The 17,071-nt window shown below is 63.7% G+C and carries 12 protein-coding genes; 4 read left to right on the plus strand and 8 right to left on the minus strand.

What is annotated here, in order from left to right; translation table 11 throughout:
• Positions 1 to 79: 79 nt before the first annotated feature.
• Positions 80 to 346, minus strand: coding sequence for a type II toxin-antitoxin system Phd/YefM family antitoxin (locus tag VNH11_21370; protein ID HVA48931.1), 267 nt, complete (start codon positions 344 to 346; stop codon positions 80 to 82).
• Between the two features lie 342 nt (positions 347 to 688).
• Here VNH11_21370 and VNH11_21375 point away from each other — a divergent pair, with 342 nt between their 5' ends.
• Both VNH11_21375 and VNH11_21380 read left to right on the plus strand, forming a co-directional pair.
• Entirely contained in the window at positions 689 to 907 is a 219-nt protein-coding gene (locus VNH11_21375; protein HVA48932.1) for a DUF433 domain-containing protein, read from the plus strand.
• 2 nt (positions 908 to 909) lie between these two features.
• Positions 910 to 1,224, plus strand: coding sequence for a DUF5615 family PIN-like protein (locus VNH11_21380; protein ID HVA48933.1), 315 nt, complete (start codon positions 910 to 912; stop codon positions 1,222 to 1,224).
• Positions 1,225 to 1,235: 11 nt separating this feature from the next.
• On the opposite strand, the gene VNH11_21385 is transcribed toward VNH11_21380, so the two are convergent.
• Complete coding sequence (locus VNH11_21385) at positions 1,236 to 3,989, minus strand: DUF1553 domain-containing protein (GenBank protein ID HVA48934.1); 2,754 nt, start codon at positions 3,987 to 3,989, stop codon at positions 1,236 to 1,238.
• On the opposite strand from VNH11_21385, the gene VNH11_21390 reads away from it, so the two are divergent.
• Entirely contained in the window at positions 3,988 to 4,491 is a 504-nt protein-coding gene (locus VNH11_21390) for a hypothetical protein (GenBank protein HVA48935.1), read from the plus strand. The genes VNH11_21385 and VNH11_21390 overlap by 2 nt on opposite strands.
• Here the strand turns inward: VNH11_21390 and VNH11_21395 are convergent.
• The 6 genes from VNH11_21395 to VNH11_21420 form a co-directional block, all read right to left on the minus strand.
• Positions 4,466 to 6,154, minus strand: coding sequence for a hypothetical protein (locus VNH11_21395; protein HVA48936.1), 1,689 nt, complete (start codon positions 6,152 to 6,154; stop codon positions 4,466 to 4,468). The genes VNH11_21390 and VNH11_21395 overlap by 26 nt on opposite strands.
• A 158-nt stretch (positions 6,155 to 6,312) precedes the next feature.
• Positions 6,313 to 8,436 (minus strand): YfhO family protein, encoded by a 2,124-nt coding sequence (locus VNH11_21400; GenBank protein HVA48937.1) that lies wholly within the window; start codon positions 8,434 to 8,436, stop codon positions 6,313 to 6,315.
• A gap of 151 nt (positions 8,437 to 8,587) precedes the next feature.
• A complete protein-coding gene (locus tag VNH11_21405) occupies positions 8,588 to 10,231 on the minus strand; it encodes a hypothetical protein (protein ID HVA48938.1) in 1,644 nt (547 codons plus the stop codon).
• A complete protein-coding gene (locus VNH11_21410; GenBank protein ID HVA48939.1) occupies positions 10,228 to 11,181 on the minus strand; it encodes a DUF1559 domain-containing protein in 954 nt (317 codons plus the stop codon). The genes VNH11_21405 and VNH11_21410 overlap by 4 nt, the downstream gene beginning before the upstream one ends.
• A 66-nt stretch (positions 11,182 to 11,247) precedes the next feature.
• Entirely contained in the window at positions 11,248 to 12,735 is a 1,488-nt protein-coding gene (locus VNH11_21415; protein ID HVA48940.1) for an ISKra4 family transposase, read from the minus strand.
• Positions 12,736 to 13,000: 265 nt separating this feature from the next.
• Positions 13,001 to 14,074, minus strand: a complete 1,074-nt coding sequence (locus tag VNH11_21420; protein ID HVA48941.1) for a hypothetical protein — start codon at positions 14,072 to 14,074, stop codon at positions 13,001 to 13,003.
• Positions 14,075 to 16,048: 1,974 nt separating this feature from the next.
• On the opposite strand from VNH11_21420, the gene VNH11_21425 reads away from it, so the two are divergent.
• Positions 16,049 to 16,465: a hypothetical protein gene (locus tag VNH11_21425; protein HVA48942.1), complete on the plus strand. Its 417-nt coding sequence runs from the start codon at positions 16,049 to 16,051 to the stop codon at positions 16,463 to 16,465.
• Positions 16,466 to 17,071 lie beyond the last annotated feature (606 nt).

Raw genomic sequence — 17,071 nt, forward strand, 5'->3', positions numbered from 1 at the left:
TCCGGCAGTCATCCCAGCCCCGGCTACGGGGTCCCGCCATTTTTTCTGGAATCCTTCTTTTTCGATTTGCGCGGTTGCTTCACACCCTTCCGAGGCATGAAGTTTTCCAAAATTCGTCGTGCGGAATGCCGCGGCCCTCTCGAATGGATTTTCGAGACTTGTCGAGAATCGCTTGCAGGCGTGGCGAGTACGCCATCAAGAGTCGCTCGATCTCATCCTCATCATCGATGGCAACGAGAACGGCAACTGGCCTGCCGTCCCGCGTCACGACAATCGGCCCGGTTTCACTGGCCTCTACAAATGCATTGAACTGTGATCCTACTTCAGTGACTGACGCAATCTTCATAGCTCGATTTCCTTGCCGCCGATCAGCAGGCGTTCTCTAACTTTCTCCCCGGTAGCCAGGACGTGAACCGATCGGTCTTCTTCATCGACGTCGAGCATAGCTTAAGGCAAAAGGCGGCTTTGCCATATTCCTTTGATTCTGGCGAAGTAGTGCATGGCGTCAAGGCGTGGCAGCAGCATGCGTGTCTCCGGCTTCATGATAACTGCAACCCGGTAGCTCCGACACTCTGTGGCGGAGGTCGACGGTCGCCTTGCGACCGCAGTTTCCCGTCACGGAGTGCCGGGGTTGCTTGGCACGTCGCGCATTGTTGCGAGCGGCAGAGACGTTCGGTAACATGGTGACATGCACATGGATCAGCCGATCATCACCTCATCGCCCGATATTCTGAGCGGGGCGCCGGTGTTTGCCGGAACGCGCGTTCCGGTGCATACGCTCGTGGAGTACTTGGCTGCCGGCGACTCGATCGACGATTTTCTGGATGGCTTTCCATCCGTCTCGCGCGATCAAGTCATCGCATTCTTGAGCCGAGCTGAAGATCTCGTCTGCGGTCCGCGAAGTTGAACGTGCTCCTTGACGAATGTGTCGATGCCCGCCGTGCGCGCGAGATCGTCGGCCATCACGTTCAGACGGTGCCCCAAGTCGGTTGGGCGGGACTTAACGACGGCGAGATTCTCAAGAATGCCGAGAGACGATTCGACGCGCTCGTGACGACCGATGCCAACCTTGAGTTCCAACAGAACCTGGCGAGTTTCAATCTCGCTGTAATCGTGCTTCGTGCGGCAACAAACCGGCTAGCGGACTTGAAACCGTTGGTTCCCGAGTTGCTCTCGGTGCTGCCCACGGCCCCGAAGCGTCAAGCGACCTACGTTCGCGCGTAAACCCTAAGCCGTCATCGGATTGTCACAAAGTCGTTGTGGTTCAGCAACGCATGAACCAAATCTTCGCGAGCGCGCGCTTCGGGCAGCGGGTGATTCTGGGTCGTCAATAACTGCTTGATCCGCGACAAAGATTCTAAACAGGCGGCGCGCTCCTCACCGTCGGGCAAACGGCAAAGAACTGTCTCGAACGCCGCGTCGACGAACAGGGCGTCATCGACCGGGCCAAGTTCCAGGTTCAGCCGCCCGGCGAGTTGCCGGGCCATGGCCAGCGTCAAGCGGCTGTTGGCCATGGTCAGCGCCTGCTGCGGCACAATGCTCTCGGTGCGGCGATAACAGCGGAAAATATCGGCGTCGTCGAACATCGACAGGAACTCATGGCGGTGGTCGCGCGAGTGCGTGAAGTACAGGCTGCGGCGAAAAACGGTCACGTCTTGCTTGGGGTCGAGGGTCGGGCCGCCCATCGCCGGATCGAGCGCGCCGGCAAGCTGCAACAGACTATCTCGAACGACCTGCGACTCCATCCGCATCGGCCGCCGTCGCCAAAAAAAGGCGTTGTCGGGGTCGCTTTTGACCGTGGCTTCCTCCGCGCCGGCAATCGACGTGCTCAGCCGGTAGGCTCGCGACGTCACCATCAGACGGTGCAGGTGCTTCATGCTCCAACCGGCGTCCATCAGCTCCACCGCCAGCCAGTCGAGCAGGTCGATGAGCGGCGGCCGCGGCGCGCGGCGGCCAAAGTCTTCGACCGACTCGACCAGCGGCTGCCCGAAGTGACGCATCCAGATTTGGTTCACCGCCACGCGGGCCGTGAGCGGGTTGTCGCGACGGGCGATCCATCGGGCAAGCGCCGTGCGCCGGCCGGTGCTGGCGTGGGGATAAGGCGCATCGCGGGAGTCGGCCTTTTCATCCGGCCCTTCCAAGGCCTTGAGCGAAGCACGGATCGGGATGTACTTGTCGCCCGGCTGTGCAACCGCCGCCTCAGCTTTGGCGAGCGCCTCACGGGCGGCATGGAGCTGCTTTTCTACTTCGGGCCGGGCCTTGTCGTCGGCCGCAGCCAGTCTCTGCTCGGCCAATGCGAGCTGCTCGGCCGTTTTGGCCAGTTCATATCGCCGGCTGGCCAGCGCGGCGGCGGTCACGAGTTTCATGATCTCGTCGCCCGGCATGTCGCGAGACTGAGCCACCGCGGCGGCATGGGCGGCGCGCAATTGATCCGGCCGCAACTCGGCAGCCAAGAGCGTTTTTTCCGCAACGGCCGCCGCGAGTCGGGCGGCCGCGGTCGTCAGTGGTTGGTCACTGCCGGAAGCCGGGACGAGCGGCGATTGCTCGGCGTCGCGTTGTTCGGCCGCCGCCAAATCGTCGCGGGCCTTGGCCAGCGCGGCCCGCTTCAGGTCGATCTCCCGATCGGTGGCCCGTAATTGATCGTCGAGCACAAACGGCTGCACCGCGGGACTGAACGACTCCGGCGGCAAATCAATCGGCGAAACCGCGAACTCGCCGGCCAGCGCCGCAGGCGCGCCCGGATCGATCGAACGGCTCTTATCGGGATCTTTTTCATTGCCGCGGCGGTGCAGCCAGGTCGTCGCGTCGAGATGGGCGTCGAACGCTCGCGGCAGGCCGTCGCGCTCCAAATCGACCTCGCCGGGGCAAACATCGAGCCGCACCTGGTGTGGTTCGAAGACCGCCCGCAGGCGATAGTAGTCGAGCTGCGAAAGCGGGTCGTATTTGTGGTCGTGGCACTTGGCGCAGTTGATCGTCAGGCCCAGAAACGCTTTGGCCGTGTGTTCGATCGTGTCGTCGAGCCAGGTCGTGCGGTTGAAGAGATAATAGTTGCGGGCCAAAAAGCCCGTGGCCCGCAGCACGTCGCGGTCGGCGGGCGACACTTCGTCGCCGGCCAGCATCTCGACAATCATCCGGTCGTAACCCTTATCGGCATTGAGCGACTCGACGATCCAATCGCGCCAATGCCAGAGATGCTTCTGGCTGTTGCGCAATTGGTCGCCCAGGCCGAACCAGTCGCTGTAACGCCAGACGTCCATCCAATGCCTCCCCCATCGCTCGCCATACCGCGGACTGCCCAGCAGACGATCGACGACCCGCTCGTAGGCGTCGGCCCGCTCGTCCGTCAGAAAGGCGTGCAGCTCGTCGCGCCTCGGCGGCAGGCCGATCAGATCGAGATAGACCCGCCGCAAGAGCAACGACTTCGGCGTTTCGCCCACGGGTTTCAACTCCAGCCGCTCCTGCTCGGCCGCCAGCAGGGCGTCGATCGGGTTTCGCAGGCCGGGCGACTGCGCGGCGGGTGACACTGCCGCATCCGGGCCGGCGGGACGCCGACGCCGCAACGCGGGCCGTTGCGGCCGTTGAAACGCCCAATGTTGTCGCGGATCCGCTTCCGGTTGCTCGTCGGTCGGTGCCGGCGCCCCCGCGGCAATCCACGCCGAGAGCCGGGCGATTTGTTCGGGCGTGAGCGGCTTTCCTTCCGGCGGCATTCGCTCCGCCTCGTCGGCGGCGGCAACGCGCTTCAGCAGCAGGCTTTGCTCGACGTTGCGGGCCACGACCGCCGGCCCACTGTCGCCGCCCTGGAGCAACGCGGCCGCGGTATCGGCGCGCAATCCGCTTTCTTGCTTGAGCGCCCCATGACAGGCGAAACAGCGTTCTTTAAGCAGGGGTTTGACTTCGCGCAAATAATCGACGGCCTTCGCCGCCGGCGAGGTCGAAAGCCAAACCGCGATAGTGATGACCGTCAGGTTTCGCACAAGCAACCCAGGCATGCCCCCATCATCGCCCAAGCGTCCGGCAAAAATCAACTGTCGGATTCCGACAGTTGGCCAATGGTGGGGGCAAGCCCCGTGGTGGCGGGTCCGGATCGACGCCGATCTTCATCGCCGCGCGAATCGCCGCCAGGCAGGCGCCGCGATCGGTGCGGAAATCCAGAAGACCAGCAAGACTTCGACGGAGTATCGCAAAACCGAAAACGAAACGCACGAGGTCGAGCGCGGGGGCGACTACGAAAAAAGCGTCGTTTCCAGCGAGACGCACGAAATCTCCGTCAAACGCAGCGAGACCGTCGAAACCCGCCGCGGCGTAGGTCGGGCCTTCCAGCCTGGTGTGCTTCCCGCGGATTGGCCCGCGGCGCTTCCCGACCAGTTCCGCCTCTCCCTCTCCGGCGTCCGGCCCGAAACCTCCCAGGACGCCGCGCGCTTCGACGGCAATTACATCTTGGACCTCGTCGACCGCGACGCCGCCGTCAGGGGTCCGCCGAGAACACCATGATCAGCGGAACGTCGAGCCGCCAAGGGCCGATGCCCCACGTGGGCGGGCGTATGGTTTTGCTGAATGCGGGCGTTTCATGTTCCACCAGCCAGCGATCGCGCGAGCTCCAAAAGGTGGGCCGGCGCTGAATGACGCGCCAGCGATATTCGCCCGGCTCGCCGCGCCGCCAGCCGCGGCGCAATGTTCCCCATTGCCGCATCAGCGCCAGGTTGTCGTGCGAGGGCACCGAAAACTCGATCTTTTCGTCGGCGGCGGTGTGCGCGTGCAGCCAAGCGAGCACTTCGCCGTCCAAGGCGTCCCAGTAGTAGGTGGCTTCCATTCCGGCGGCATCGGCGCCGCGCAACCCGCCGATGAGCAGATTGTAGTAGCTCAGCCACTGCGGAGCGTACCATATCAGGCTGCTGGCCGAGCCGAGGTAGACGAGTCCGATTCCGGCGAGCACCGTTCGGCGGCTGAGCCACGTTGGGCCCATCTGTACGCAACGCCCTCGCGCGGCGCGCCGGGCCTCCGTGGCGGAGGAATTGACGGACCGATCGCTGGTCCGCGCCCAGCCGAGCAGCGCGTGGCTGCCGACGCCCGCCAGCGCGGCCAGAAAGGCAAAGCTGGGCAGAATCAACCGCTCGGCGTCGTGGACGGGCGTTCCGGGCAACGCACGCACGACGATCAGCACCAGCCAGTTCAGCAAGATCAGCATGCCTTGGCCGTCCGCCGCCCAGCGGCGCAGCACGCTGGCGATGCCCACGCCCGCCAAAAGCAGCGTTCCCACCGGCACGGTGATCGCCGTCCAGACCAGCGTGTTGTACCACGGCAGTCCCGAAAGCGTCGTGTATTGCGTGCCGAAGAACAGCGTCGGAATATCGAGCCCGGTCCCCGCGCGGTTGAGGTTCAAATCGAAGAACATCCGCAGGCCGTCGAGCGGGTGATGCCATAGGCGCGGGTTCGCCAGCCAAAAGGTGGCCAGCGCGGTCACCAGACCGATGGTCAGCGTTCGCGCCGTCCTGCGATTGCCATAGACTGCCGCACAGGCCACAAACGGCAGCGGAGCGAGCCAGCCGGTAAACTTGCAACTCATGGTCGCGCCCAACGCGATGCCCCACACCAACCCGAAGCGTGAGCGAGGCAGGCTGTTCAGTAACCCGAAGCGCCAGCGAGAAAAGGGCCTGCGCGGCAATTCTGTAGGGAACGCGCTCTCCCGGCGCGCCGGGATTCCGTTCGTGTTTGCCTCCTCGGCGGCCGGCGCGAACGTCGCCCAGGCCAGAATCCAGCAAGCCGTCAGCGATCCGTCATACGAAGCGAAATGCGCGTGGGCGAAAAGCCGCGGCATGGTGACCAGCGCCGCCACGCCAGCGGCCGCTGCGACGAGCGAGTATTGCCGGGCCAGCCGATAGAACATGGCACCGGTCGCGAGGGCGAACAGCACCATCGGTCCCAGCCGCGCCGCGGTGAGCGGCGACAGCCAGCCCGCCCCTAGCCATTGGCCAGACGCGATCGCGATCCCATACAGCGCCGGATGCCCTTCGATCGTCACCGTGTACGGCCAACCATCTTTGATCCGCTCCGAAGAAAATGCGCGCGTGTTCCAGCCGGCAACGTCCCTGAACCACCTGCGAACGTGCGCCGCGCGGTCGATCGACATGCCTTCGTCCCACGTCATGGCAAGCATGGGCGACGTCCCAAGAAGGGCCGCTAAGCAGGCGATGGCAACGATGGCCGGTAGCCAGCATTGGGAAGATCGGAAGCTCGCAATGAAAGGCCGCACGTCCCTGCTCAAGAAAGCGTCCAAGCGGTCCTCGCCTCGATTATCGTTATGATTCCCGTCGGTCATGGTTTGCGTAGCACGGCGAGTACGGCAATCAGACTCACACCACAGACCGAACAAATTAGGCCGCAATAAAACGATCGCGGCACATAGGCAAACTCGACCAGGTGCCGCCCCGCCGATAACGGCACGCCCCGGAAAACGCCGTGCGCAGCCTGAATCGCAACGGGATCCCCGTCGACCATACACGTCCAGCCGGGATAGTAAGTATCGGCCACCACTAACATGCCCTTGCGCGCAGACGTCGTCTCCACGAGCAACCCGCGTGGTGTTTCGTCGAGAACACGCACGTTCGGCGACAAGCCGTCGCGCAGGGCAGCCAGCGTTTGTTCGTCGCTTTCTTCGATCGGCAGCGAGCATAGGTGCGCTGCCTGGCTGCCGATAAAACGAATTCGCGGCAGCCGGCCGCGCACTTGCCGCCAGGATCCTGGCGACGGCGTCACATATTGGCAGCCGCTCAGGGGCAATACGGTGTCGGGATGGCGCTCGATGGCAGAGTAGAGTCGATCGAGAGCTTCGGGCAGCACTCCGCCGTCGTTGGTGTTGATGGCCGAGCGCCGCGCGGCGAGCGCCATCGGTGCCACGCTGCTGAACTGGAGCGCTACGCGCGATACTTTTGGCCAGTTGGGCGCGCGGGCGAAGCGCACGCGCGGGCCGACCGCGGCAATCCTCGGCGCCATCGTTTCCGGCACGACGGCGTCGAGCGAAAAGCGGCCGGCCGAGTTGCTTCCCAGATCGACGACCGCCAGCATGAGAACGACCGAGTACATTTCCATTGGCCAACGCTGACCCCAGCGCCGCGCGGCGATGAACGAGCCGCCGGACGCCGCAACGATGACCGCAAATTCGGCATAGCGGCCGCCGAGATTCTCGCGCGCGAAAGCCATATACCTGCGCCAACCAACCTGCTCGAGCCAATCAGCTGCAAAGTAACCGACGAGCACGACCGTGCAGCAAGCGGCCAGTCGCGCCGACCAGCGGCCACGACGCGACGCAGGCGCATCGGCGCGCACCACGGCGTCGAGGCCCCGCGCCGCCATGAGCGGCAGCAGAACCGACGCTAACGCAAGCGCGCGGCCCTGACAGCGGAACCACAGCAAGCCGGGCAAAACTTTGCCGGCGAAGCCCAAGAGCGGCGTACCGTTCCCTAAACCGATCACGAGCGCCAGCGGGAGCAACCAAGCGGCAAAATGCTGCCAGCGCGCGGCCGTCGCGCGTCTTAGCCCTGCGTAGGCCAAGGCGATCGTGATCAGCCCCACGTAGCCGGCGCGTTCGTGCAGCAGACCGTCCGACGCCAGCTCGCGCAGGCCCTCGAGCCGATCGCCTTTGAAAAACGGCACGACAAGCCGCGCAAAATCTCCACCGTCCATCGCAAACAGTCCGGCATAGGCGAGCGTACCGCGGCCCGTCCCGCCAAGTCCGCCGCGCGCCAACTCGGCACCCGGCAGCCATTGAATCGAAGCCGTCAGCAACGCGCAGGTCGCCCCGACCGCCAGCCAGACCACGAGGCGCCGGCGATGGACGGCGCCTTCGCCTACGGCCAGCGAAAACAGCATCCAGGTGGCGCCGGCCAGCAAGGCGTAATACAGCATTTGGGGGTGGCCGACCAGCGCGAAGAGCGCCGTCACCCCCGCAAGCGCCGCGCAGCTTCGCGCCCCGGGCGCGCGGATGAACCGCGCCAGCGCCAACAGGAACCACGCGGTCAGAGGATACCCGAATACCAGCGTGATATGACCCACGAGCAGATGATCGACGAGAAACACGCTCCAGGTGGCAACCAGCGCGGCGAAGCTGGCCGCGGGAGGGCTGACATCGAGTTGCCGCGCCAGCAGGTACTGCCCCGTAAAGCAAATCGCGAGATGCAGAAAGAGACTCAGCTTAATGCCGTCGTTCGCTCCCGCGGCGAGGACAAACGGCATGAGCAGCGGATAGCTCAGCGCGGCCTGCTGGCTGGCGTGCAGCGGCGTACCGCAGCCGAGATACGGCAGCCACAGTGGCAGCCGTCCGGCGAGGATTTCGTCGCGCGCGAATTGCTGGACGGGAATCTGATAGCACGCCACGTCGAAGGCGTTCCATCCGCCGACCACGCGCTCGTCGCCCGCAAGCAGGGCGGCAAACGGTGCCATCGCAATCAGGAAGACGATGGCGGGAAAACATCCGACCGAATTTTTGATTTTCGATTTTGGATTTTGGATTGCCGCAGACGAATCCACCCTGTCCCTGCGGGAGAGGGCCGCGGTGAGGGGCGTCGGAGCATGGGGGGCGTCTTCCATCGTTTCACCACATGACGCGCACGTATCTCGCCAGCAATATGCACGACGCGGCCTGCAAAAACACCAACAGCCCCGCGCACCAGCCGCGCAGGCGGGGCTCGAGTTCGCGGACCGCCTGCGCGGCCAACACGCCGCCGAACGGCATGAAAGGCAGCCAGAGCCGGGCCACCTCGCCCATGTTCAGCCCCGAGAGATTAAGCGCGGCCAGGATGCCCGCCCAACTCAGGGCCAAAGCGTCGAACGAATTGCCGGCCAGGAACCGCCTGAGCTCGCCCGCGACGCGCCACGCCGCGAACACCGTAACGGGCACGCCCATCGCGACGGCGAACTCCAGGGGATTTATCCACAGCCAGCTTTCGTACGTCCGCGGGTTCGCCAGATAAAAAGCGCCATGTTCAGCGAGGTTGTATCGCCATATCGCCACGATGTTACACCGCCAGCCCAGATACAGCACCAGTGGACCGACGAGCCACCCGCCGGCCGCGCATCCGAGCGTGGCGAGTCCCGGCGCGCCGGGACGTAAGCCTCGCGGCAGTACCATCCACCGCATACGCCGGCGCCGACCACCGTTCGGTGCTTGCGAAAGAAGACGGCCGGCGGCTTCACGCGGCCGCGCCGGCGCGCCTGCCTGCAACCACTCCAGCGCCACCATCAAGCCGCCCATCGCCGCCACCACCGCGAAGGCCAGCGAGACGAACATGCCCAGCCAGACGAGCAACCCCGCGGCTGCCGCGGCCAGCGGCGACCGCCGCTCGAACGCACGGCAGACCAGGGCCACGATCAGCGCCGCCAGCGTCGGATAGACCGAATCTTGTCTCGGCGCGAACAGCATCGCGGCAGGTGTCAGCCCAGCCAGCGTCCCCGCCAGCAGTGCCAGCCCACCGCAGCCGTCACGCTCCGCGTGATGATCGCCCCTGGCAAGCCGCATGGCCGCCAACCACACCACGGGCAGCGCGACGGTGATCGCCAGCGCGCGGCTGACGACGGCGACGGTGCATAAGGTCGCTCCGGCGGCGGGCGAAGCCGCGCGCGGATCTTTCGACCCGATGCTGCACAATTCGCGGCGCACACTGGCCGGCTGCGACGCCGCGACTGCTCGCGCAACCGCTCCATGCCCCTCAAAAAAACCCGACAGCGCGCGATACGCCAGTATCAGGCCCGGCGGGTTGTTCGTAATGTGCGTTCCGCGCCCCCGCGCCACCCCCTCGAAGTCGCTCAGAAGGTCACCGTTGGACGCCCCGCGATCGCTGGCCAGCGTGAAGACGCCGTTCACCTGGCGCGAGTGCAACACGCCGATCCATGCCGCCGGGCCGCCTCGCAAGACGAAATCGCCGCCGAGCTGTAGGGAGCCAACCAGCAACAACACGACTAAGAACGCGGCCGTTCGCCGCCTGACGCTCACGCCGCGTCGACCGCGTGCCGACAACGCGCCGACGACCGCCAGTGCGGCGGTCGCGAGGAGCAGCCACAAGCCCACCCCGGTCCAGACCGCACAGTCGCGTATAGGCAGCCGCCGCCAAGTCCACTCGTGCCGCAGACCCAGCGGAACGGCTGGCGAAGCGGCCATCAACGCGCAAACGGCCACAGCCGCGGCGGAGATGCAAACCGCAATGATCGCCGATAATCGACCGTAAGGTTCGTGATTCACTTGATCATTGCATCGTCGATGGGCACGCCGTCTTGCCGGTTGCCCAGCCGCCGATGAACACTGGCGTCGATTTCGAAACCGATCTGCCGCACGGATCCGTCGCAGAGCACGACTTGAAAACCATTGGGGTGGGCGCTGCCGAATTCTTGCACGGGCGTGCCGCCCTGATCGTGCAGCGGCGGGCGGAGGGTCCAGCGGACTGTGTCGTAGTCGTAGCCCGCGTAAAGCCCTTGGTCGTCGCCGTAGTCGACCGGGCCCAAGGTGACGCACTTTTCGCCCACCAGATAGGTGTGGCTGGTGCCGTCGCGGATTTGCGCCAACTCGACCTCGCTGCGCAGGTGAACGACACCGGTACACCTCGACGTGTCCGGCCACTGAAAGGAACCGTTCTCGGCGGCAGTGTAGGACGCAGGCCCCGAGGTCGGTACGACCACGTAGTCCCCCGCGTTCACCGCGTAGTCGCCCTCCGCGATGCCCGGCGGAACGTTAAAGTTTCGCGGCTGGACGTTTGGATCGAACGGGGAGATTTCCAGGGGCCGGCGCGTGGGGCAGTTGAAGACATCCAGCGGAATGGACAGGATGGCGGTCACCGCCGCCTTTTTTTTCTGCTCGTCGGTGATGCCCGCTCCCATTCGCCCGAGGTCGTTGCGTTCCAGATACGGGAGGAGATTGAAGGCCCAGCCGCCGGGCTGATCTACTCCGGTTCCACGATCAGGGTCGCCCACCCAGGCAAGGCCCCAGCCGGTCGAGGGCAGAAATCGTTTGGCCGACTCATGGTTCAGCATTGCCAACCCAAGCTGCTTGACGTGGTTCTGGCACGTGTTCCGCCGCGCCGACTCCCGCGACGCCTGCACCGCCGGCAGCAGCAGCGACATCAGCATTCCGATGATCGAGACCACGACGAGCACTTCCACGAGCGTCATCGCCGAACGCCGACATGCGCGAATCATGTTTTCGTCTCCTTGGCAGGTTTCTCCGGGACAATCAGCAGCGTGGGACGTGACCGCCTTCCCGCACTACGCAGCTTGAGCATATAGCGCATCCTGTTCATGTTCAATCCGGTGCTCGACGAAGTCGTGCCAGTCGCCGTTGAGGTATAATGCGCGGAGGTGAAGCATGGCTGGCGCACCTTCCAAGCTCCAACGCATGCCAGTGCATGCCATACGATCCTTGACAACGTGACCGCAGGCACCTTCGGCCACGCCACTGCCGATGGGATACCCGGCGGCCAGATACTCGTTGTATCGCATGTGCCGCCGGTTGTTCGTGTAGTAGGTGATGGTCGCCGTGAGGCGTTTGAGTTTTTCGCCCGTCAGGTGATGGGTCGTAATCAGCTTCCGGAATGAGCGGATGACCGTGCCGACGCGGCCTTCCAAGATCGTCCGCAGGTAGCGTTCGACAAACCGCTTTGCCTCGTCGCTGTTTTCGGGGTGAAAACATTCGGCCGCTTGCCGAAGCCGCTTCATCACGTGGTAAATGTCCAAGATTCCCACGGCCCGCCTCAGCCAGTCCTCCTGCAGTTCCCAAAATTGTTTTTCGCCGTCCAGCAAGCAGATCAGTTGTTTGTTCTTGCCTGGGTTGCGCGCGTGACATTCGACAGCCAACTCGGCGAACAGGTAAGTCGGGCCGTGCGTTAACAGGCCCTTCTTCGAGTCGTCGCCCGGCCGCGTCATTTTCGCCCAGACGTGCTTGTGCTTTGGAGCGGGCCGATCCTTCGCGCGCCGTTTGCGAAGCAGTTCGTCAAGGATCTCGTCGCTGGTACGGACGAACGGATCGATCGTGTAAATGGCCCCCACGTAGGCCATTTGGTACTTTTGGGCGCCCTCCCCTTTGCTGCCGCGAGAGGGGACGCGGTGCTGCTCCTTGGGATCTAAAGAACGATCTAAAGAACGCCGCATGGGGACCGATGTGCCATCCGCAGTGACCACCAGAAGCGGGCCTTCCTCACGTGCCGGCGGCATGGCTTGCGACGCGCGAAAGGAAGCCGCATGCTGCGCCATCTGGCGGCAATGCTCTTCAGCCGTATCGACGGAAAGCTTCGCGCGAACGCCCAACAGGGCGACCAGCGAATCAACCGAGTCGCGAAACGCATCCTTCACGCACATACGCTCGAGCCAATCCTCCAACACATACGAAATATCTCCCGCCGGGAGCCCCAACCGGGCGTCGAGCGGAACGTGTTTGATCTCTTGCGCTTCCCGCGTCCCATAGACATAACGCGAAATGTCAATCGGCCCGTAGATCGACCGATAACAACGCTTGTGCTGGCCCTTAAGACGCAAGAGAGTTTCACCCCCGCGTTCCAGATGCTTCCCTACATTCCCGTCCCCCTGACGGGCCACGTGAGCCGTCAGGGCCATCAAGCCCATGTCCATCAATACCGTGAACAATTCACGCTCCACTTCGTGAATCGGCAACTCTTCGTCGAACGCCTGATCGACCAACCTCTTCAATTTTGAAACCTGTTCCTCCACCTTGTGCAGGGCGTCTTCCTTTGTGATCATGGCTCGGGTCTCCTGTGCAAAGATTACCAGCCAAGCCAAGTGCTAGCACAACGGCTCGGCTCTTGACGTAGAATCCTATGCACGAAGGCCACTTTTGTCTGCTAGCACCATTCGTAAGTCCTTTAACACAAAGCTTTCTAAAACGCGGAAAGGCGGTCACGTCCTAAGCCACCGTGCCTTACGCAACAACCCCCGCCGGTGCCAGTGGCTTTGGCGCGAGCCCGCAAAGACCCCAGAATCATCTTGCCCCGCCACTGGAAAGCCATCAACTGGGAGATCCCCCGACCGGCTTACTCCGCTGCCTCGCGCGGCGAGCGTACAGCCATGCACCGCATGCTAACGCAACGAGCAGCCAAAAATACGAGCGGTCAAACGGGTACAGGCGCCGCGACCGAGATGGCGGCGCATCAGGAATCCCAAAAGCTGTTAGAGTGAACTGGCTATCGTCGACATCGCCGCGCACCACCCTCATGAATTCAACCTCTGTAAATCGCGGGTTGGCGTTCTTAGAACCCGACAAGATCGTCTCCGTGCGTACAGACTTCGGCACAACCGCCCCGTCCTGCAGGCGCTCGCACTTGACTAGGCCTTTTCGGACAAACCTGACCTTGCTCCCGGGGCGAATGTCGAATGAGATCTCGTACTCGCGCACCGCGAACTCCAGCGAGGGGTCCAGCACGGCGCGCGCCGCGCGCTTGTTGGGGCTCTCTGGAAATGCGAGGTCGAGCTCGTAGCAGTCACGCGCTTCACGGGACACGATATGGACCTTGAACCGCGTCTGCGGGTCGTCTAGGCAAGCCGGAATCGAAAGATCAAATATTTGGAGCGCAGCGTTGACGAATGGGTCGACGTTCACAGCGATGCCCGCATTGACCTGCTCGCGCCGCGCAGCGTCGGTTGATCGGTCGAGTGAGGCAACCTCGTAAGGGCCGTTTGGGTCCGCGCGCCGTAGGTGAAAGCCGATCGCTGGGGCGCTACTTACGACGAGCGAACGCTCCCTGCCGGCATCAGATGGTGATGCACCGTCTTGGACTAGCTGCCGCGATTTCCCTTTTGCGTACATCGCGCCGACTAGTTCCTCGACTTTGCCATCCGTGTCCGTCTTTGAACAACGGAACTCGCAACGGATGTTTGCGGTCGCCTCGTTCAGCCTCGCAGCATGCTTGCGGTACTCGACAAGAAATCGCGCCGTAGAATCGTCCGCGCCGTCCGAATCGCGCGCACGGACTTGCGACAGGCCCGCTAGACATGCCAGAAAAAAAACGAGAGCAGCGCATGGGATACTTGACCGCACCAACGGCATCCATGCGCCACCCTTGAACGAGTCCGGACTCATCATCCTCCTCCGCCGGTGCGACCGCCACAGTCTCCCAGAGGATTGACCCTCCGCATGGTACGGTTCTCGCACGCTGCTGTGTAGGCTGTCACGGTGCGATGGGCGCCGAAAGGTTAGCATCCGATGCCCCCCGCAATACATCCCGCCGATCCGCCGCTGGTTACACAGCAAAGGTACCCAATGCAGTTCGAGCAGGAGCCGCCGCCGCTGTAGCAGTTATGGAAGTATTCGGTCTCCACATCACAGCAGTCCAGTGCGCAGTTCTCGGCGGTCTGAGCCAGTGCCTCACGGACATGTACGACCGTCGCGCAACTGAACAAGAGCACGAGAACCACGGACGCGCAAAGCGAAAGCCCTTTCGCAAACATTTTCATAACATTCTCCTCATTCATGGTGATCAGCCCCTTGTGTCCACTCGCTCGTCAGCGCGAGCCTCCGACACGCGCGGCTGGCGTCACAACGCTCGAGCCGCGTCGGTCGGATCCGCGAAAAACAACAGCGACGCAGTCAGCGCGGCCTCGCCGTCACGGTCAGTCCACACCGTAATCCCCGTCCTCCCGACGCGAAGCGCCTTTTTCTTGATCACAACCGGAAAGCTAGTCGACTCGCCAGGATCAACAACAAGCGGAAAACCCGTCGCCGCGGCGCACGGGCAGCCGCTCGCGGCGCCGAGTAGCCTCACCGGCTGATCGCTGCAGTTATACACGCGAAAGGACTGTCGCACTTCCCGTTCCGGAGGCGAGTGAGGGTCGATCGCGACAGCCACCCGTGAGGGCACAAGGATAATTCGGCGCCCGCCCAGGATCTCGAATGCGGCTTCGCAAGATCCGAAGCGCACCAAGCCCCATGCGGCAACCGCACCCGCTGCAGTAAGCAACAGCCCTAACCATATTAGCACGGCAGGTCGGCGAACGCGCCAACGTGGGCGACTACTGCATGGTTCGCCTTTCGTTAGTGGATTCGTGATTATGTTGGTCATTAGGCCCACCGATTAAGCAGTCGTCTATTTGTAAGCGGAGCGTCGCTGCGCTCCTCAAACGCTTCAAGGCATAATTGGAGTCTCACCTCTCGCGGCTCCTTTTCGCCCGAGCGGTCGCCAGCACGGCGGCCGCGCACGCAAACCAGCAACCTAGCGTCCTGAGCGCGTGTTTTGCTCGCCTCATCGTACCACCTCCTGCGATCGCGAAATGCGGTCAACGTTTCGCGAATGCCCTGGTTCCGCAACCACCTGCACCGCGACGCTGCCAACGAACCGTTCCTTTCCGAACGCGTCGAAACATTGAAACTCCGGACATAGCCCGCCGACGAATTCAGGGTCGTCGGAAAGGTCGATTCTCGCCGTCGCGTGCATGGTGCCGTGCGGTGCGATTCGCACGTTGGCAAGCTCGACGGTCAGGCAAGGGCAGCTTGTCGGAACACGCGAAATCTCGATCCACGAATCGCAACCGTTGGTGAATCGTAGCCGCGCTGCCGCACGGCCGCCCGCCACGACGGTGCCGAGATCGACCGACGCCGAAGCGCCTTCAGCGATGAGATCCCCGACTGGGTACCCAACACCTTGCGCCCGCTCATCGCCGATCGAAGGGCGAGCCAACGTCCGCGTTGCTACCACTGGTATAAGGCAGGCAAGCCCAAGGCCGGCGATACCGATGCCGGCCAAACGAATCAGCCAACGTCGCCATTTCATCCAGGGGGGCCTTGCTTCGTCCATCGGATTCGACCTCGTTCGTCCACAGTGACCCCGCCGCAGTCTGGCGTCCGGCCGTCCTGCATCGCCTCTATTAACCTATACGGAATGGCCTTACACTTCCGCTCCATTTTTTGTCGGATTCGCCAGACCCGGCCCGACCTATTGTTTGTTTGTGTGTGTGTGTGGGGGGGGGGGGGCAAGTCATGCCCACCGTTGGTAGCACGTGCTTTGGGAGCGAGCCCGCGGGCTTCCAGTTCGGGACCGAGCTTTTTTCCCCCACGCGAGCGATGCGTGTAGACGGCGGAGAGGGAGATGCCAAGCTCCTTGGCGAGTTCGGCCGCCGGCGCGATGCCGCCTGGGGAGCGGGCATCCGCCAGCAGAACAGCTCGCTCATGGGACGAAAGACGCTCATCCATCGCTTTCAGTATTTCGGGCCGAATGTCCGTAGCGTCCGTGGCAGCGTCTTCGATGGCGACGTCCGCGTGCGGGTCCGGCAGGGCCTCCTGCCAATCGTCGTTGGCCGCCGTCGCGCGATCGCAGTTTTTGTGCCACGGCGCGCCAAGCTCGTCGAGCGCCAGGTGGTCGGCAATCGTCCAGAGCCAGCCCTTGAGCGTGCCTTTTCCCGTATCGAACGCCGCGCGGCGCTCCCAGGCATGCTCGATGGCCGAGATGGCGATTTGGTCAGCCGCGTCCTGCGACAGTGACGGGCCGTATTTCCGCCATAGCGTTGACGCGAGTTTGGCATGCGCCCACCGCAGGGCCGCGCCCACAAGCCGCACGTTGCCGGCGCGCCATCGCTCGCCTGTTAGCCGTGCGGCAGCACGGCCATTGCGAGCAACCCTGACGCGCTCCGATGAGGCAGCCCAATGGGCCGAAATAACGCCATCCATCACGGATCCTCCGCATTCAGTCGTGAAGGGCGAAGCACCTGGCCGTCGCAGGCTCGTTGATCGCGCGGCAACGACGTAACAATTCGCTCGTGAAATGGGGCCGTGGATCCACCACGCGAACCTCACGGCATGGCCGTCATCCTAATCTTCGCGCCGCGGGTGTCAAGGGTTCCGGCCCGTGCGGCTTGGCCGGAAGGCAGGCAAGTGAGGGGCGCTCCGGTTCGCAAGTCTCGTGGCGGCCGCGGAATCCCGCCGGGCCGGGACTCCGCGAGAACCACGCGGTCGGTTATCATGCGTTGTGAATGAAGCCGCCTCGCCGAATATCGGTTGTCTGCCTGCTGGCCGGCCAGGCGCTCGCGCTGCTCACGAGCGCGGCGCTGCACAGTCCGGTCATGGATGAGGCCGCGCACCTGGCCGCCG

The sequence above is a fragment of the Pirellulales bacterium genome (assembly GCA_035533075.1).
GTDB lineage: Bacteria > Planctomycetota > Planctomycetia > Pirellulales > JAICIG01 > DASSFG01.